This is a genomic window from Occallatibacter sp., from assembly GCF_049802275.1.
In the GTDB taxonomy this organism is placed as follows: Bacteria; Acidobacteriota; Terriglobia; order Terriglobales; family Acidobacteriaceae; genus Telmatobacter.
In genome coordinates, this window is the sequence record NZ_JBARMD010000038.1 from 1 (window position 1) to 16,713 (window position 16,713).

General features: G+C 57.7%; 13 protein-coding genes. 3 read left to right on the forward strand and 10 right to left on the reverse strand.

Going from position 1 to position 16,713, the window contains the following annotated elements; translation table 11 throughout:
- Positions 1-68: 68 nt before the first annotated feature.
- Together WA354_RS01070 and WA354_RS01075 are read right to left on the reverse strand one after the other, a co-directional pair.
- A complete protein-coding gene (locus tag WA354_RS01070; RefSeq protein ID WP_472811158.1) occupies positions 69-968 on the reverse strand; it encodes a nucleotidyltransferase family protein in 900 nt (299 codons plus the stop codon).
- Positions 969-1,000: 32 nt separating this feature from the next.
- Positions 1,001-3,049 (reverse strand): alpha-galactosidase, encoded by a 2,049-nt coding sequence (locus WA354_RS01075; RefSeq protein WP_472811159.1) that lies wholly within the window; start codon positions 3,047-3,049, stop codon positions 1,001-1,003.
- Positions 3,050-3,396: 347 nt separating this feature from the next.
- On the opposite strand from WA354_RS01075, the gene pal reads away from it, so the two are divergent.
- From pal to WA354_RS01090, 3 genes are all read left to right on the forward strand, one after another.
- Positions 3,397-4,131 carry a peptidoglycan-associated lipoprotein Pal gene (pal, locus tag WA354_RS01080; protein ID WP_472811160.1) on the forward strand — a complete coding sequence of 245 codons (735 nt, stop codon included), beginning with the start codon at positions 3,397-3,399 and terminating at the stop codon, positions 4,129-4,131.
- 201 nt (positions 4,132-4,332) lie between these two features.
- A complete protein-coding gene (locus WA354_RS01085) occupies positions 4,333-5,256 on the forward strand; it encodes a tetratricopeptide repeat protein (RefSeq protein WP_472811161.1) in 924 nt (307 codons plus the stop codon).
- 290 nt (positions 5,257-5,546) lie between these two features.
- A complete protein-coding gene (locus tag WA354_RS01090; protein ID WP_472811162.1) occupies positions 5,547-5,987 on the forward strand; it encodes a GlcG/HbpS family heme-binding protein in 441 nt (146 codons plus the stop codon).
- 107 nt (positions 5,988-6,094) lie between these two features.
- On the opposite strand, the gene WA354_RS01095 is transcribed toward WA354_RS01090, so the two are convergent.
- The 8 genes from WA354_RS01095 to WA354_RS01130 all read right to left on the reverse strand — a co-directional run.
- Entirely contained in the window at positions 6,095-7,132 is a 1,038-nt protein-coding gene (locus WA354_RS01095; RefSeq protein WP_472811163.1) for a 2-oxoacid:ferredoxin oxidoreductase subunit beta, read from the reverse strand.
- A 2-nt stretch (positions 7,133-7,134) separates the two neighbouring features.
- On the reverse strand, positions 7,135-8,976 hold the full coding sequence (locus tag WA354_RS01100; RefSeq protein WP_472811164.1) for a 2-oxoacid:acceptor oxidoreductase subunit alpha: 1,842 nt from the start codon (positions 8,974-8,976) through the stop codon (positions 7,135-7,137).
- Positions 8,977-9,313: 337 nt separating this feature from the next.
- Positions 9,314-10,633 (reverse strand): MATE family efflux transporter, encoded by a 1,320-nt coding sequence (locus WA354_RS01105; RefSeq protein WP_472811165.1) that lies wholly within the window; start codon positions 10,631-10,633, stop codon positions 9,314-9,316.
- 347 nt (positions 10,634-10,980) lie between these two features.
- A complete protein-coding gene (locus tag WA354_RS01110) occupies positions 10,981-11,496 on the reverse strand; it encodes an REP-associated tyrosine transposase (protein ID WP_472811166.1) in 516 nt (171 codons plus the stop codon).
- A gap of 36 nt (positions 11,497-11,532) precedes the next feature.
- The gene (locus WA354_RS01115; protein WP_472811167.1) at positions 11,533-11,925 is read right to left on the reverse strand and encodes an RHS repeat-associated core domain-containing protein; all 393 of its coding nucleotides are present in this window, start codon (positions 11,923-11,925) and stop codon (positions 11,533-11,535) included.
- Complete coding sequence (locus WA354_RS01120) at positions 11,903-12,343, reverse strand: hypothetical protein (protein ID WP_472811168.1); 441 nt, start codon at positions 12,341-12,343, stop codon at positions 11,903-11,905. Before WA354_RS01120 ends, WA354_RS01115 begins: the two co-directional genes overlap by 23 nt.
- Positions 12,344-12,354: 11 nt before the next feature.
- Positions 12,355-13,302: an RHS repeat-associated core domain-containing protein gene (locus WA354_RS01125; RefSeq protein WP_472811169.1), complete on the reverse strand. Its 948-nt coding sequence runs from the start codon at positions 13,300-13,302 to the stop codon at positions 12,355-12,357.
- Positions 13,303-13,449: 147 nt separating this feature from the next.
- Positions 13,450-16,713: family 78 glycoside hydrolase catalytic domain (locus WA354_RS01130; RefSeq protein WP_472811170.1), on the reverse strand; the 3,264-nt coding region annotated here is incomplete at its 5' end.

Sequence of the window (16,713 nt, forward strand, 5' to 3'; positions counted from 1 at the left end):
CTTCGCGCTTCGAAATTCTCCATCCAATTTGAATGCGCGCGCGGCAGCGGCCACGCTTTGCTCGTCAATCATCGCCACAGCCGATGGGGGTAGGTCCCCTGCTCAATGAGTCGGCCGACGCTCTGCACTACACGTGGATGATCCTCGCGATATGTAACGCCGAACCACGCATCAGCCGAGCGCAACACCTTCACCCGCGCCTGTCCCGCCTGGATCAGCGTATTCACCGAACTCGGAATGTAGCATTCGGCATTCATGTCTTCTCCATATCGTGTTAAAAAGCGCTGGAAGTGCTCGTATAGCTGCGGAAAAACCTGCGGCGTAAATCCCCACATGTTCATGCTGACCAGTTCGCCGCCGTTTAACACCGTCTCCTGCCCTTCGGCGTCGATGTTGGTGATATGCGACCCCTCGCGTTCAATCGACTTCAGTTCCGTAATGTCTTTCAGGTACCCGTCGTCCGACACATGGCACACGCCCCGCGCCACGGTACCAAACTCCGAGAGCGTGTTACGCAAAACGAACCCCACCATCGCATAGTCTGAGGTGCCCGATTGCAAGTGCTGCGCCAGCAGGCGATAGCTGCTTGCTCCGTAGAAATCATCCGCGTTGATGACGCCAAACGGTTCGTGGATTGTGTTAGATGCCATCAGGATTGCGTGCGTCGTGCCCCACGGCCTGATGCGACCATCCGGGTGTAAGAGCCCGGGGATCAGCTTCCCCGTCTCTTGAAATACGTACTCCACTGGGACGCGTTTTTCATAGCGCGACCCCATCTTTTCTTTGAAAGCCTGCTCCATCTCCTTCCGAATCACGAACACGACTTTCCCGAACCCCGCGCGCCGCGCGTCGAAGATCGAGTAATCCATGATGGTTTCGTCTTCTGGTCCAACAGGGTCAAGCTGCTTCAATCCACCGTACCGGCTGCCCATTCCAGCGGCCAGCACAAGAAGTGTAGGAGTAATCATGGCATCCATCCTTCCCTCAGCAGGGCGCACCCTCAGCGGATCGCACTCTGAGCCGGCAGGATGTCGAGCGTGAGTACCTGGAACGCAGCGAGGTGGAACTCATGTGCTTCTTCTGCCTGAAGCACAATCGCCGGATTACCTGCACTCTTGGCGTCGTCTTTCCAAGGGCTCCGAGCACTATACACCTTCGCGGCATCCGTCGGCAGTGCGAACGCATCCTGCAGCCGCAGCCGGATTGTCTGCTCGTGATCGCTGGGATTGCGCAACACCAGGATGCCCTTCCGCGGCGTCCACGAAGCCCATCCGTACACCTCGAGCCACGCCGGATCGCCACCCACCCAGTGCGTATCCTTCAGCACATCGGCATTTGCACGCGACCACTTCGCCGCCTCCGCCAGGTCGTCCCAGTTCTGCTGCGTGAGGAGCGATGGCGTGATGTACATCTCCTGCAACTGCGTCCCCGTACCGAAGTACGAACGAATCTCGTTACGGAAATCGTTGCCTGGATCCTTGTCCAATTCTTTGTGGTCCCGCGCGTAGATGAGCCCATGCAGCATCAGCGAATTCAGCGGGTAGAGCGGCCCCATCTGTACTACACCTTCGTACGTCTGCGCGTCGCGATAGGTGATCCACCGCTCGCGATACGGTCCCACTCCTGCGGTGGAGTCATCCTCGCCGCCGCGCCAGATCGAGTCCGCATGCATCGTCCAGAACGGCGAAGGCCACGTGCCCGTAGTCAGATTCACAAACAGATCAGGCTTCGCTGCCCGTAATTTTCCAATCAGATGAATCATCGCCGAAAAATCGCTATCGAATTGGCTGCCTGGAAACACCGAGTCCACATTTCCCGTTCCATCAAACTTGAACTGGTTTACCCCGTACTTCCGCATCATCTCGAGAGCCACATCGCGAAACGCCGCGTAATACTTCGGTCCTGACAAGGCATAACCGCCGCCTACAATTTCGTATCCCGCCTCATGTCCAAACGCGATCCGCTCCTGCTTCGGCTTGGAGTAGCCGCCCCACGGCGACATCCACACACCCGGATCGGCATCGTATTTTTCCGCCGCATTCTTCAGCGGCGTAAAACCATCGGGAAACCCGCTGTTGAATTTCCATAGCGAATCGTGCTTGTCCCAGCCATCGTCGAACAAAAATGAATCGAGCTTCACGCCGCGCTTCTCAGTCAGCTCGCGTCCGAATGCGTTGATGCGATCCACGGCATCTGTTGCGGTATACGGTGTAAAGTACCCCAGGTCGTACCACGAGTTGTAGTGAAGAAACGTTCGATATGGATGCGCGCGCTCGCGTTCGAGGTAGGCAAGAAAATCACGACGCATCTGGCCTTCGCGCGCCACTCCGATTACCGACGAGTACGTAACGGTCTGTCCGGCACGCAGTGGCAACTCACGCTCCATCCAGGCCGTCGCCCTGTCTCCTCTCACCTTGCTTTGCGACAACGGATGCTCAAATCCCACGAACAGGTTCCCTGCCACAATCGGCGAACCATTCACTGAGCCCACCACTTGCGCCCCGGGCAGTGCGAGATCGATTAACTGCACGCGGCTGATGGGTACATCTAACTCCCCCGCTGCTGCGATCGTGACAATCTGCCGGATATAGTGAGAGCCCTCGAGCAGCACCATCGACCACTGCACATGAACAGTGCGATCGCTCGTCTCCATCTCGACATTGATCGCTTCACCGGGAAAGGTTGCGGCAAGCTGCGCAGAATCTGGTGTTGGCGTTACATGCGTCATGGTCGGCTCGCCCGCAATTTTCAGGTGCGCGGCATCCAGAATCGTTCCATCCTTGAGCAGAATCCGGAAGGGTTCATCCACGGGGATATCCTTCTCATGAATCCGGTCCCGGATCACCAGTCCGCTCAAATTTCCTCCCGCCACCGACCAGTGCGCGCATACCGCCCGGTTCTGCAGCAAAAAGTTCTGTCCCTGCCGGCGCAGCACAACATGATCGGCCGTATTTGCCGTGACTGTTTCCCCCGACACGCGCGCAGCAGCAAGTGCTGAAAAGAAGCCGCAGAATATCGCGGCAAAGAGTCGATGGTTACGGAGGTACATAGAGTCTCCCTGATTCTCAATCATGGATATCCGAATCCCGCTGCAGCCTCGCCAACGCCCAAGACGTTCCCAGTTTCTCGAATATCCTGAATGCTGATTTTAAACCGTTTAGCACCTTTTGCCCGGGATCTGGAACCCGTGGTCACACCACGCGGAACCTCGCCTGCCAGCCCAGAGTATTTGCGCATCCTGCAAAGAGCAGGCACAACACAACGTTCCCGTGAAGGCGACGAACATCGAGAGATAACAGGGCTTAGTGCGCTCTGTTGCTTTCCCGACGCATTCCCGGAGCTAAAATGGAAAATATGATCCAAGCACGCAAATGCTCTTGCGGAAGGAGTTCCGAATTGAAACGTCGCGCTCGCGTTCTGGTTCCTGCTTTGCTTGTAGCCCTTGTTGCCATAGCTGGTTGTAAGAAGAAGACGCCTCCCCCGGTGGCGCAAACAGCGCCTCCCGTCACAGTTCCCGCACCCACTGCCCATATTGCGGCACAACCCACGGCCATTTCGGCTGGCGACCAGGTGACTCTCGCCTGGAAAACGACGGACGCAACCAGTGTCGTGATCGAAGGCATTGGCGACGTTCCCACCTCCGGCACCAAGACCGTTACCCCGACGACTTCCACCAACTACCATCTTGTAGCGAAGGGTGAAGGTGGAATGGCAGACGACACTGCGCGCGTCACTGTTTCGGCTCCGCCACCCGTGACACAGCCCACCAACACAATGTCGGCGGAAGAAGAGTTCAAGGCCAACATGCAGGACATCTTCTTCGACTACGACGCGTACGACGTCCGAGCCGATGCACAGGCCACGTTATCCAAGGACGCGGCGTTTCTGAATAGCAATCCGAACATGCGAATCGTCATTGGCGGATACTGCGACGAACGCGGCTCAAATGAATACAACATCGGTCTGGGGCAGAATCGCGCCGATGCCGCAAAGAACGCGCTGGTCACTGCCGGGGTTGCTGCCAGCCGCATTCGCGTGGTGAGCTACGGCAAGGAAAAGCCCTTCTGCACCGAATCAACCGAAGCCTGCTGGCAGCAAAACCGCCGCGCCGGCTTCTCGCTCGACCAGTAACTTAAGATGCCATTAGTGTTATGGGCGGCGTCGCACAACACGATGCCGCCCAACGCTCTTGAAGGCGGCAGTCTCCGCAGCGGGGTTCGCACAAACGTGGTTGAGCCTCAGGCAGCACGGCGCTTCGCGGTTCTCGTCTAACCAATAATGTGCCCTTTCTGCGGGCTGGATCGGGCGCAAACTTCACTTCGTAGGTGTTCGATGAATAAAGCATTCACACTCCGTCATCGTTCGGTTGCGGCTGGTGTTCTTACCGCGGTTCTTATCTTGTCTCCCGTGCGCGCACATGCAGTGTCGAAGGAGATTGTCGAACTGCAAACCCAGGTACAGCAGCTGCTCGATATGATGCAACGTCTGCAGTCTACCGTCGACACTCGCTTCGGAGTGCTGCAGCACCTGGTTGAACAGACTGCCGATAATTCCAACCAGATGAGCCAGGCGGTGAATGCTCTGCAACAGAAGATCAACCAGCAGAGCGACGGCTTGAGCGGCAAAATCGACACCGCCTCTGGACAGGTTCAGTCCCTCAATGACTCCGTCGACGAATTGAAGTCGCGCATCGCCAAGCTCGACAAGTCGATCCAGGACCTGCAAAGCCAGTTGCAGAATATTCAAAGCGGGCCTTCAGGCGCACAGCCAGGCGCTTCGCCTGGGTCCGACGGAGCAGGTCCAGGTGGCGCACCGGGCGGTCCCGGGCAACCTATCGCGAACAACGTCCCCAGCGCCATGCCGCCGCTCAAAGAGACATTTCAGGCTGGACTGCGCGACTATAACGCCGCCAAATACTCCGTCGCTTCCGGCGAGTTTCAAGACGTGGTCCACTACTACCCGATGGACGATCTCTCCGGCAGCGCGCAGTTTTATCTCGGTGAAATTGCCTACCGGCAGGGCAACTACGCCGAAGCTATCAAGAGCTACAACGCGGTGCTGGAAGGCTTCAGCGGAAGTTCGAAGGCCGCGGCAGCGCAGCTTCACAAAGGATTTGCCCTGATCCAGCAAGGCAAGAAAGATGCCGGTGTCCACGAACTCCGCCAACTAATCGCGCGGCACCCACAGACTCCTGAAGCCTCGCAAGCCCGTGCGAAGCTCACTGCAATGGGCATCCATAACACCTCCGCATCGTAGCTCAGAACTAATCAAAGCTAGACTTTGCTTCAACTCAAGGCCGGACTGCCCGTGCGCAGGCCGGCTTTTCTTGTGGGATGTGCCGGATGAATTTCTGCTGAATTCCACCCGGCTGCCACGTACTTCTCTGCCTCGTCCGCCGTTTTACAGCGATCCTTTGAGACGTGATGTCCTCCTCCAGGCGATCCAACGCGATCTCCAAACAAAGGGCAACCTGCACATTCCTGCGGCATCGAAAAGGCCGGGAGCATTTTACGTGCAGCTTGATAAGATGCACCCCGGAGGAACATATGGCGAGTTCGACATCGGAAACGACAGGCAAGGCGCTGGGCGTTTCGCTTGAGGCTGCGCGTAAGGTGATTCGCGCCGGGCAGGAGAAAGCAAAGGAAATCAGCGTGCCCATGAACATCGCAATCGTGGATGCGGGTGCAAACCTGGTGGCCTTCGAACGCATGGAGGGCGCCTGGATTGGCAGCATCGATATCGCCATCAACAAGGCTTTCACTTCACGTGCGTTCGACATTGAGACCAAGGCACTGGGCGAGAACTCGCAGAGCGGGGATCAGTTCTTCGGGATCCATGCTTCGAATCACGGCCGCGTCATGGTCTTTGCCGGCGGAGTTCCACTGAAGGTCAAAGGCCAGGTCGTAGGCGCGGTAGGCGTCAGCGGCGGCCTGGGCAAACAGGATCAGGCCGTAGCAGAAGCAGCCGCCGAAGCATTTGGAGCGTAGATCGGACTTCTTTGATCACTCCCCAGGCTTGCTTACAATCCAATGAAAAGCCCCGCATTCCGCGGGGCTTTTTACTGACCACAGAAAACTGATCACTGACAACTGCTCTACTGCAGATTCGCCATCAGCGCATCAAGTGCTGACTTAGGCGGACGGGTCATTGATTCCGGCAGCGTCGCCAGCGGCTCATCCACCAAGCCAAGCAGATCGGTAAACGTGGGCTTCTCAGTGTTGATGTAGAACACACCGGTGAGGACCTCGTTCTTCTCCTCGGCCTCCATCAGCGTCTTCACAGCGTTGGCCTTGTCGGTCGGATCGTAGTCCTCGTGCAGCTTGCGCAGGCGCAGGCTTGAGCCATCGTGCATCTCTACTTCATACACCTGGCCCGAGTCGTAATCGACAGCGATATCGTCGAAGCTGGCAACAAAGCCAACCTCATTAATCGGCTCGTCGAATTCCTGCATGAATTTGTAGCTCTTCGTCGAACCCTCGTGATCGTTGAAGGTCACGCATGGGCTGATCACGTCGAGCATCACAGTTCCCTTGTGAGCAATCGCAGCCTTCAGCATCGAGAGCAACTGTTTCTTGTCGCCTGAAAACGAGCGCCCTACAAACGTCGCGCCCAGCTGGATTGCCAGTGCGCAGGTATCGATCGCTGGAAGGTCGTTGATGACGCCGGTCTTCAGCTTCGAGCCGATATCCGCTGTCGCCGAGAACTGGCCCTTGGTTAATCCGTACACACCGTTGTCTTCGATGATATAGATCATGGGGAGATTGCGGCGCATCATGTGGACAAACTGTCCCATGCCGATCGAAGCCGTATCGCCGTCGCCGGAGACGCCCAGCAGCATGTTGGTGTGATTTGCCAGGTGCGCGCCCGTCGAAACCGACGGCATGCGTCCGTGCACCGAGTTGAAGCTGTGCGACCGGCTCATGAAGTACGCCGGGCTTTTCGACGAGCAGCCGATGCCGCTCATCTTCATCACACGCTCGGGCTCAACACCCATCTCAAACATCGCATCGATGATGCGCTCAGAGATTGCGTTGTGGCCGCAGCCGGCGCACAGCGTCGACTTGCCGCCGCGATATTCAAGTACCGGAAGCCCGATGTGATTTAACTTGGGGCCTGAAGTTTGAGTAGCCATGTTTACAGGCCCTCCTTCGTTACAAATTCTTCTGTGATTGTGCGGGCATCGATCGGCAGCCCGTTGTAATGCAGAATGCTGCGCAGCTTCACAACCTGCTCCGCCGGCAGATCCAGCTTCAGCAAGCTCGCAAGCTGTGCGTCGCGATTCTGCTCCACCACGTACACGCGGTCGTGCGCCGCGACAAAGTCGTGAATCTCGTGCGCAAACGGATACGCGCGAATGCGCATATAATCCACATCCTTGCCGAGTTCTTTCTTGATCTGGTCAAGGCTTTCGCGAAGTGCGAAGTCGGTTGTGCCAAACGCGAGAATGCCGACGCGCGAAGTCCCATCTTTCACAACAACCGGTGCGGGAACCAGCTTGCGCGCATTCTCAAATTTGCGCAGCAGCCGCTCCATCACCGCCTGGTACTCGTCGGGCTTCTCGGTGTATCCCGCAGCATCGTTGTGTCCCGATCCACGCGTGAAATATGCGGCCTTGGGATGCATCGTACCCGGCAGCGTACGCCAGCCGATTGCATCGCCGTCGACATCTCTGTAGCGAGCGAAGCTGCCTAGCCGGTCCAGATCTTCCTTCGTCAGCACCTTGCCGCGGTCGAGTGGCTTCTCAGGATACGTGAACTGCTCCGACATCCAGTTATTCATGCCCAGGTCAAGATCGGTCAATACGAAAACAGGTGTCTGCAAACGCTCAGCGAGGTTGAAAGCCTCCATGCTCAGTTCAAAGCATTCCTTCACTGAGCCGGGCAGCAACACAACATGCTTTTTGTCGCCGTGCGACAGGAATACCGTCGACAGCAGATCTGACTGTTGCGTGCGCGTCGGCATGCCCGTTGAAGGTCCCGTGCGCTGCACATCGAAAATCACGCCAGGAATCTCTGCGTAATATCCCAGCCCCGAAAACTCGCCCATCAGCGAAATTCCCGGTCCGGAGGTCGACGTCATCGACCGTGCTCCGGCCCAGCCCGCGCCCAGCACCATGCCGATCGCGGCGAGTTCATCCTCGGCCTGCACCACAGCAAACGTCGCCTTGCCTTCGGGAGTTACGCGAAACTTCTTCAGCAGATCCGTCGTCGCCTCCACCAGCGACGTGGACGGCGTAATGGGATACCACGCCACCACCGTTACGCCCGCGAACACCGCGCCCATGCCGCACGCCGCGTTGCCGTCGATGATGATCTTCCCTGCTGTCTGATTCATCCGCTCCAGGAAGAATGGGTCCTGCTTGACCAGCTTCTCCTGTGCGTAGTCGAATCCAGCCTTCACCGCGCCGAAGTTCAGATCGAACACTTTCTGCTTCTTCGCAAACTGCTTTTTGACGCTGTGCTCAACTACGGCCAGATCAATCGAGAGCAGTTGCGCCACCACGCCCACGTACACCATATTCTTGACGAGCTTGCGCAGTTTGGCTTCCGTGCAGACCGCCGCGGTGATCTTGTCGAATGGAACCGGATAGCAGACAACATCGCTGCGGTACTGCTTCAGGTTCGCATTTTCTTCGTAGATCGCCACGCCGCCCGCAGGCAACGCCTCGATGTCGCTCTTTGCTGTCTCGGGATTCAGAGCCACCAGGAATTCTGCATCGCGCGTACGGGCAACATACCCGTCCTTGCTTGCGCGAATCGTGTACCAGGTGGGAAGTCCGGCGATGTTCGAGGGAAACAGGTTTTTCCCGCTGACGGGAATTCCCATTCCAAAGATGCTCTTCAGCAGTACGCTATTGGCGGATTGCGAGCCGGACCCGTTCACCGTTGCTACGTTGATGCTGAAATCGTTGACTACGCGCTTTTGCGCGCTGATCGCGCTCTGTTCTTGACCCAGAGCCAGGTCTCCAGTCGCCATTTGGCGGGATTCCCTTCAGGTGAATTTCCGCGCGTCCAGGACCGGGATTCCATGTTCATTGGCCGTCCGAGATCGTTGCAACCTTGCGGTCGCCATAACGCCGGACCTTGGCATCGGAGTACGGATTCCTGAAAAGACGCGATGGAAAGCGACAACTTCGCTCACTTGTGATTATAGTCACCATCGAGGTAACCCGTACCGCTTGCAGACACACCACTTTGCACCGTAAGTACCTTTCACAGCAATGGGTGTTCATCTCTCGAACAAAGGCTTTCGTATTGAGGTGATCCGCCCGCCGTTCGAGGCAACGACAGCATCGCTGGATCACTGGCTAAACCTATATTTTTGAAGGCGCCAGCGCCACCCGCACGGAATCCCTGTTCCACCGAAATAGCACCGCAAGCGCAATCACAACCAGGGAAAGTGTCAGCCCAATCCACATCCCGTAGATTCCCCACTTCAATACGAAACACAGGATGAAACCAAGCGGCAACCCCATCGTCCAGTAGCCGACAAGGTTCGCGATCATCGGGACGCGAGTCTCACCCAGTCCGCGAAGCGCTCCTGTCGATACGGTCTGGATGCCATCGAAAATCTGGAACGCAGCCGCAATCCAAAGCAGGCTTGGTCCCACTGCGAGCACGCGCGCGTCATGCGTATACAGCGTGATCAGCGGTCCCGGCGCCACAAAGAACACCACACCCGCGCACACCATGAAACCCGTGCCGAGCGCCAGCGCCATCCATCCCGCTCTTCGTGCGCGCGCGGGATCGCCTGCGCCGATTGCGTGGCCCACACTGACCGCCGCTGCCGCACCCATTCCCAGAGGAACCATGTACGAGATGCTCGCGTAATTCAGTGCAATGCTATGCGCCGCCAGCGCCACCGGCGTCAGATATCCCGCCGCAAATGTACTCAGATTCCATGCACCAACTTCCAGCAGAATCTGGCCCGCTGCCGGAGCACCGATGCGCACCAGTTGACGCAGGCGATCCAACTGCGGCCCCGCCCAATGCGCAAACAGCGGATGTCCGCGCCTGCGCTCGTAGTTCCACGCAAACCCCAGCAATGCCACCGCCATTCCCACGCGCGCAATGCATGTTGAGATGGCCGATCCGTTTACCCCGAATGCAGGAAAACCCAGCCTGCCGTAGATCAACACCCAGTTGCCGAACCAGTTCAGTAGATTTGCCAGCACATAAGTCAGCGTGATCACTCGCACCTGTCCCACGCCTTGCAGGTAACGGCGCGTCCCACCGTAAAGCAGCAGTGGCAGTGTTCCCCAGCTAAGAATGCGCAGATAACCGCCCGACAAAATTGCAACTTCGGGAATGACTCCGAAGTGCGTAAACCTGTAGCTGAGCCCAATCAGCAGGATCATGATTGGCGGCGTGATGATGCACGCCAGATAGACGCCCTGCGCCAGCCAGCGATGGCACTCATCGTGATCGCGCCGCCCGTAGGCCTGCGAAACCAGCGTGTCCAGGCCCAGCAGCAGGCCGATCCCGAAGAGCGAGGGCGTATAGCAGACCGCGTTTCCCAGCGCTACGGCCCCGATCGCCACCGGCCCCAGCCGGCCCACCATGATGTTGTCCACAACACCCTGTGCCATCCAGCCAAGCTCGCTCAGCACAACAGGCACGGCAAGCGAAATCATCGCCGCAAGCTCTGCTCTCCACCTGGCTGGGGATTGGACCATCTTTCTAATCTATCTGGTGCACGGCAGTGTCGGTGTGAATCCATGACCCGGGAACTTGGATCTCGGATCTTGTTCTTTGCCGGTAGAAATGGCCCGTGTGTCAGACGCTACGCTGAATGCACATGCGGCAGTGAGCGTCATAACTGCAGACCACCGCGTCGTAAGCGTAAACCCACATCTCAAAATCGAGATGTGGGCACCCGGCGGGTGGCCCAGGTCCCTCGTTGGTGTAACTACCACCATCACCTTGGGTGCCCCATGTCCGGACTCTCGGACATGGGATTTAACAGACCTCAACCGGACGTCTACGGTGATTCATACTCGGTCGGCAGACGAAAGCCACGGCGCGCTGCGGTCCACTCCGATTCAATTTCAACGACGCCTTCCTTTCCTGTCGCGTAGTGCAGAAAGCTCGACCACTGCCAGTCTTCGGGCGTACTCACCAGCCCGCGCTTGACCGGGTTGCGATGCATGTATCGGAGCTTCTCGATGCGCTTCCCGGTTGTGCGCACGTTGAAGTCATAGTACCGCGCCTGCCAGAATGGACGCTCGTGCCTGCGTAGAACAACGGAGAGCTTTAGGGCATGGATGACGTCGGCGACCGCGCCTCTGCGTGGCTCGCCGACGAGCAAATGAACATGCTCCGGCATGACTACATAGCCCGCAACCACGAAACGGTATCTTCGCCGGGTTCGCTCCAGGGCATCTTCGAACAGATCACATGCAGCCGCCCCGCCCAGATGCGGAAGGCGGTGGAAACAACTGAAGGTGATGAAGTGAAAGCTCCCGGTGTGGTGATAACGAATGAGGCCGCGCGGCATAACGAGAAAGAATACATCAGCCGGTCACAGTGATTGCTATCCCACGTCCGAAAATCCGGACGCGGGGCACCCGCTTGAGGCCGCGGGGCATGGTCTGATGTTACAGCTACCTTGCCGTTTTCGATGACCCTCCCCGCTCATCGCAAAAGACGCGATGAACGGGGCACAGACCAGCAATTCGGATTCCCGCGAACGATTGGGAAAATGACCGGGCCACCTGCCGTACTTGTTCAATGACTGAGGATTCGTCATATCGCCACCGATTGGATCGGGCGAAAGCATTCTCCCCATTGATGAACCGTAGTAGCGGGCTTCGAAGTAGTCGTTACCTGATTCGGAATCGCGTTCTTTGCCGGTACTACGTGATGTCAACAAAGCACAGGAATGCGCAAAATGAGATGCATCGTCATAGACGTATGTGGCTTCCATTTTGAGCCTCGTCGGTATTCAATCCTCTGCGGCGGAGACGGTACTCAAACTGGCATAGGCCGGCGATGATGATCCAGCACCATACTGGAAAAGCAACTCCACCGCTCAGCGCAAGCAGAATTGGATTCGAGGTCGTGGATTGCCCGTGCAGGGACGAGTCCCAGTTGATCCACGAAAATGATATCCATTGGCAGAGTACGAGCACCCATAACACCGCCGGAGACACCCGTTTCCAAAGCGAATAGGTGACCAACGTCGGCAAAGACAACAAGGGCAGCAACCAAATGAGCGTGACGGCAACCGGATTTTGCTGTCCCGGCTGGCTAAATGCCGAACCCATCAAACCGAACCAGGTCAGAACGACAGCAACAATTCCCGCCAACGCAAGCGGTGCCCAACGAATGGAATTCGCTTTCATCCATCCCCTCCTTAGCGACAACCCTGAACGGCGGCAGTGAAGAAGCTTTTAATGTTTGACGAAGAAACGTTGTTACAGAGGGTTTGGTTAATGTCTTGAAGTGTCTGTCCCGACTTCGAGAATGGGTTGTAGTTGTTCCCCGGCCACGTATTCCCGGTACTCATGTAGTTGTAGTCGTGAGCCATGCAGGCCCAATCGTCACTTCCACTCGGTGCGCCCGTACCCCCTGCGCCGCACCAGTTCCGGCCATTTGGGTCGTTGATGATCCACTTTTGAAATTTGTTTACTTGGTTGGTCTGCCCGACAGCCCAGTGAAGGGCGTCGTACCAGTTGCCGTTGGCTATCTGGGGACCGAAGAAACCATAACCCGTCTGCGAATATCCATCTGCAGTGTCACAGTTACCTGAACATGGAATTGAATTCCCACTCTGATCTGTTCCGCCGCCCCCAAGGCCAGGGGCATAGGCTGTAGTCCAATAAACCGATGGAGTGCCACCTTCATTGCCCCAAGAGGCGATCTGCCAAGTATCGCTCTTGCTGTTGTAAGCGGCTAGATTGGCATATGTGGTTCCGTTAACCCAGTCGCCGCCGTTGCTGCCGCATTCGCCGGAGTTGCTGTTGTGATCGACGGATTCGACTCCGTTACCGGCGTCGTTGAAGTACACGCAATCCAGCCCCGTTGGGTCTGTATATTTCAACGGATTATTCAAGACATAGGCGTACAGATTAAGGCTCTGCGGATTTTTCGGATCGGCGTACACGAGCCCGGACGGATCAGGCGACAAGAACCGGCCCATCGTGGATGCGTAATATCTCGCCCCGAAGTAGTCATTGCCGGATTCGGAGTCTCGTTCTTTGCCGGTAGAAATCGACCAGCGGCCGGACGCTTCGCTGAAGAGATAAGCGAGGAGCGGCGTCATAGACGTATCCGGGGGGCGAATTGAAGCGATCGGTTGCATCGTATCGATATCCCCGATCCCCAAAAGCGAGGGACCGCGGCACCCGCCTGGTGAAGTGTCGTGGTCTCCCACTCATCCACGATAAACCTGTGGATGAATGGGGCACGCCGGCTTATTGGCTATCTCTTGACCGGGCCACCTGCCCCCTCAAAACTCCGTCTCAAACCGATAACTCCCTGCCGCCAACTCAAATCCGCCATCGACCTTTTTCGCAAGCGGGCTCTCGCTCAACCGCACACCATCCAACTTGTATCGTGCCGCTTCGGTATCCTTCAATTCCAGCAAGCCCGTGGTATTCGCCGGCAGCGTAACGTTCCACTCCGCCGACTTGCCCTTCACCGTCCAACTCGACTTGATCTCCCCATACGACGAGGCGTAGCTGAACTCCAGCGGCGACAACCGCGCGTCAAACACGGGGTGCAGCACCACCGTGTGGAAGCCCGCATTCAGCGGCGATGCATCCACTCCCGCAGCGAAGCGGTAGATCCAGTCGGCCACTGCACCGTATGCGTAGTGGTTATACGAGTTCATCTGCGGATCGCCCATCATCTCGTCGCCGTTCCACCGCTCCCAGGTAGTCGTGCCGCCATGGTCAATCACGTAGCCCCACGACGGCATCCCGGTGCTCAGCAGCAGATCGTAGGCGAGCTTCGAATGGCCGGTCTTCGTCAGTTCCTCCAATATGTAAGGTGTGCCAACGAAACCCGTGCCCAGCAGGCCATGATTGTCTTCGATCTTTTTCACCAGGCGTTCTGCGGCCTGCGCACGCATCTCGTCCGGCACCAGATTCATATGCAGCGCCAGCACGTAACTCGTCTGCGTATCGCCGCCCTTGGCCTTCGCATTGGGATTGTTGATATCGCCGAACGGCGAAGGACTATTATCGGCTCCCGGAATATATGCGCCCTCTTTCACAAACTTCTTCTCGAATGCGTCGCGAATCTTTCCTTCGAGTTGTGCGTAGTGCTGCTCCTCTTCAGTGCGTCCCGTCGCATGCGCCATCTCGCGCAGCATGTTCACGTCGTATGCCCAATACGCTGTAGCCACCAGATCTTCCTGTGTGCGCCCTTCGAGCGACAGCCAATCTCCAAACGGAATTCCCGAATCATTGTGCCAGATGCCATCCGGATTCTGCGCGTCGATTGCGTCGACATACTTGCGCATCGCCGCCCAGTTCTCGTCGATCACGCTGGTATCGCCCGTTTGCAGCCACGACGTCCACGGAATGATCACCCCCGCATCGCTCCACGCCGCCGCAACGCCCGGCGAAATCCTCGCTGTTCCCGGCGCATAGATGCCGTAGTAGGGCGTCCCCACTTGCGTACCGCGCAGATCGGCGGCAAATTTGCGCGTGAACGGAGCCAGCGCCGCGTTGTACGACGCCGCACGCCAGAACACCTGCGCATCTGCGGCCCATCCGAGTCGCTCATCGCGCTGCGGACAATCTGTCGGCAGCCCCACAAAATTCGATCGCTGCCCCCACAGAATATTGCTCCACAGCTTGTTGACCATCGCGTTGCCGGTCTTCAGCTTCGCTGTAAAGTTGAAGTCCGTGTGCAACACCTGCGCAAAGACACCATGCACGTCTGAGGCGTTCTTTACTCCCGTGACCTCGATATAGCGGAATCCGTGAAAAGTGAAATGCGGTACCAGTACATCGATCGCGAGTCCCGAAAGAATGAAGTGATCTGTTGCCTTCGCCGTTCTCAGGTTCTCCGTGTACAGCGTTCCATCCGGATTCAGCGCCTCGCCCACCCGCACCTGCACGTCTGTGCCTGCCGCTCCCGATACAGCAAGCTTCTCTACTCCCGCCATATTCTGCCCGAAGTCGTAAATGAAAACCCCCGGCTTCGGCTCGGTCATCTTGACAACGGAAAGTGCTTGATCGATGCCAATCGACGGAAACTCCTGCGCTTCGATCCTGATCTCCTTCGGATGAATAATCTCTACGGACTTTCCTTCGGCTGCACCATCACCCGTCCTGCTAAACGTTCGATACAGTTCACGCAGATCCTGCGTTTCCCCGTCATACAGTTCCGAGTGCTCGATGAATGACGTGTCCGCTTTCCATGTCGCGTCCGTCCCCACCCATTCCACTTTCCCGTCCGCGTACTCAATGCGCAACTGCGCCCGCAGCGCCGGTGGAGTGTCGCCATAGTTGTTCGGTTGCTGCAGCCACTCCAGCGCAGTCGAATACCAACCCGGAGCCAGCAGCGCCTGCAGCCAGTTCTGGCCGCTCTTCACCAAGTCTGTAACGTCGTACGTCTGGTACAAGACGCGCTCGCGATAATCGGTCCAACCCGGCGCCATCCGTGGCTGGCTCTCTGGCCTGACCGGTGCATCATTCAGATAAAGCTCGTACGTCCCCAACGCCGTCGCATACAAGCGCGCAGACTGTATCGGCTTCCCTGCATCGAACGGCTTCCACAACACCTTCACACTGTCGGGAATCCACGGCTGGAGCACCGGCTGCTCCTCTGGCCCGCTGGCCTGCTTCCACAGCACCGCGTTCTTCCATTCCGCATCATCAAATCCTCGCTTCTGCCACCCATCTCTGGGAGCTTCCGCGCTCTTCCACGTCTCATCAGTCCCAAACTCGGCCGTGGTCCCATCCTTATAGAGCAGCACCACGGTCGCAATCATCGGCGGAGCATCCTTCCTCCTGCTTTCGCCGTATTTGTCGATGTAGTGCACACTCTCGATCGCGATCGAGTTCTGCCCATCCGCCAACTGCGCTGTCACGTCGGCGCGCACAAACTTCTTCCAAGGCAAATGGTGATACGGCGGATATGGCGCCGCAATCAGCACTGGTTGCCCATTCACCCAGGCTGAAGCCGTATCCTCCGCGGTGGCAAACAGAATCGCCTGCCGCACCGGCTTTTCAACCTTCAGCGTTGTTCGATACGCGAACTTCTGCTCGCTGCTCGGTTTCCCCCTTCCCGGCACGACGTCTGGATTCGCAATCCACACCGAAGGCGCTTTTCGCACCGCGGCTTCTTCCGCCGTTTCCCACCCGATCCACTCCCCGCGCCAGGCGCTCTGGTTGAGCAACCCCGTCTCCCACCACGCTGCGGCACTCGCGGGGTATGTATTTCCGTCCGCCCCACAAATCTCCACGCGCCACCAATACCGCGAACTCGGCTTCAGCGCCGGGCCTGCATACTTCACATTCAGCGACTGACCTGAGTTCACCTTGCCGCTGTCCCACACATCCGCTTTGCCGTCCGTCAGCAAGTCCGCACGCGTGGCCACCAGCACGCGATAGGCTGTCTCCCGCGCTCCGTGGGCACCATCCTTCATTTGCCACGAAAACCGCGGCGTCGCATCGTCAATCCCCAGTGGGTGCTGCATATCGTCAACCTGGAGATGTACCGGCCCCGACGCGCCGCCCTGTGCCCGCCCCATCAAACA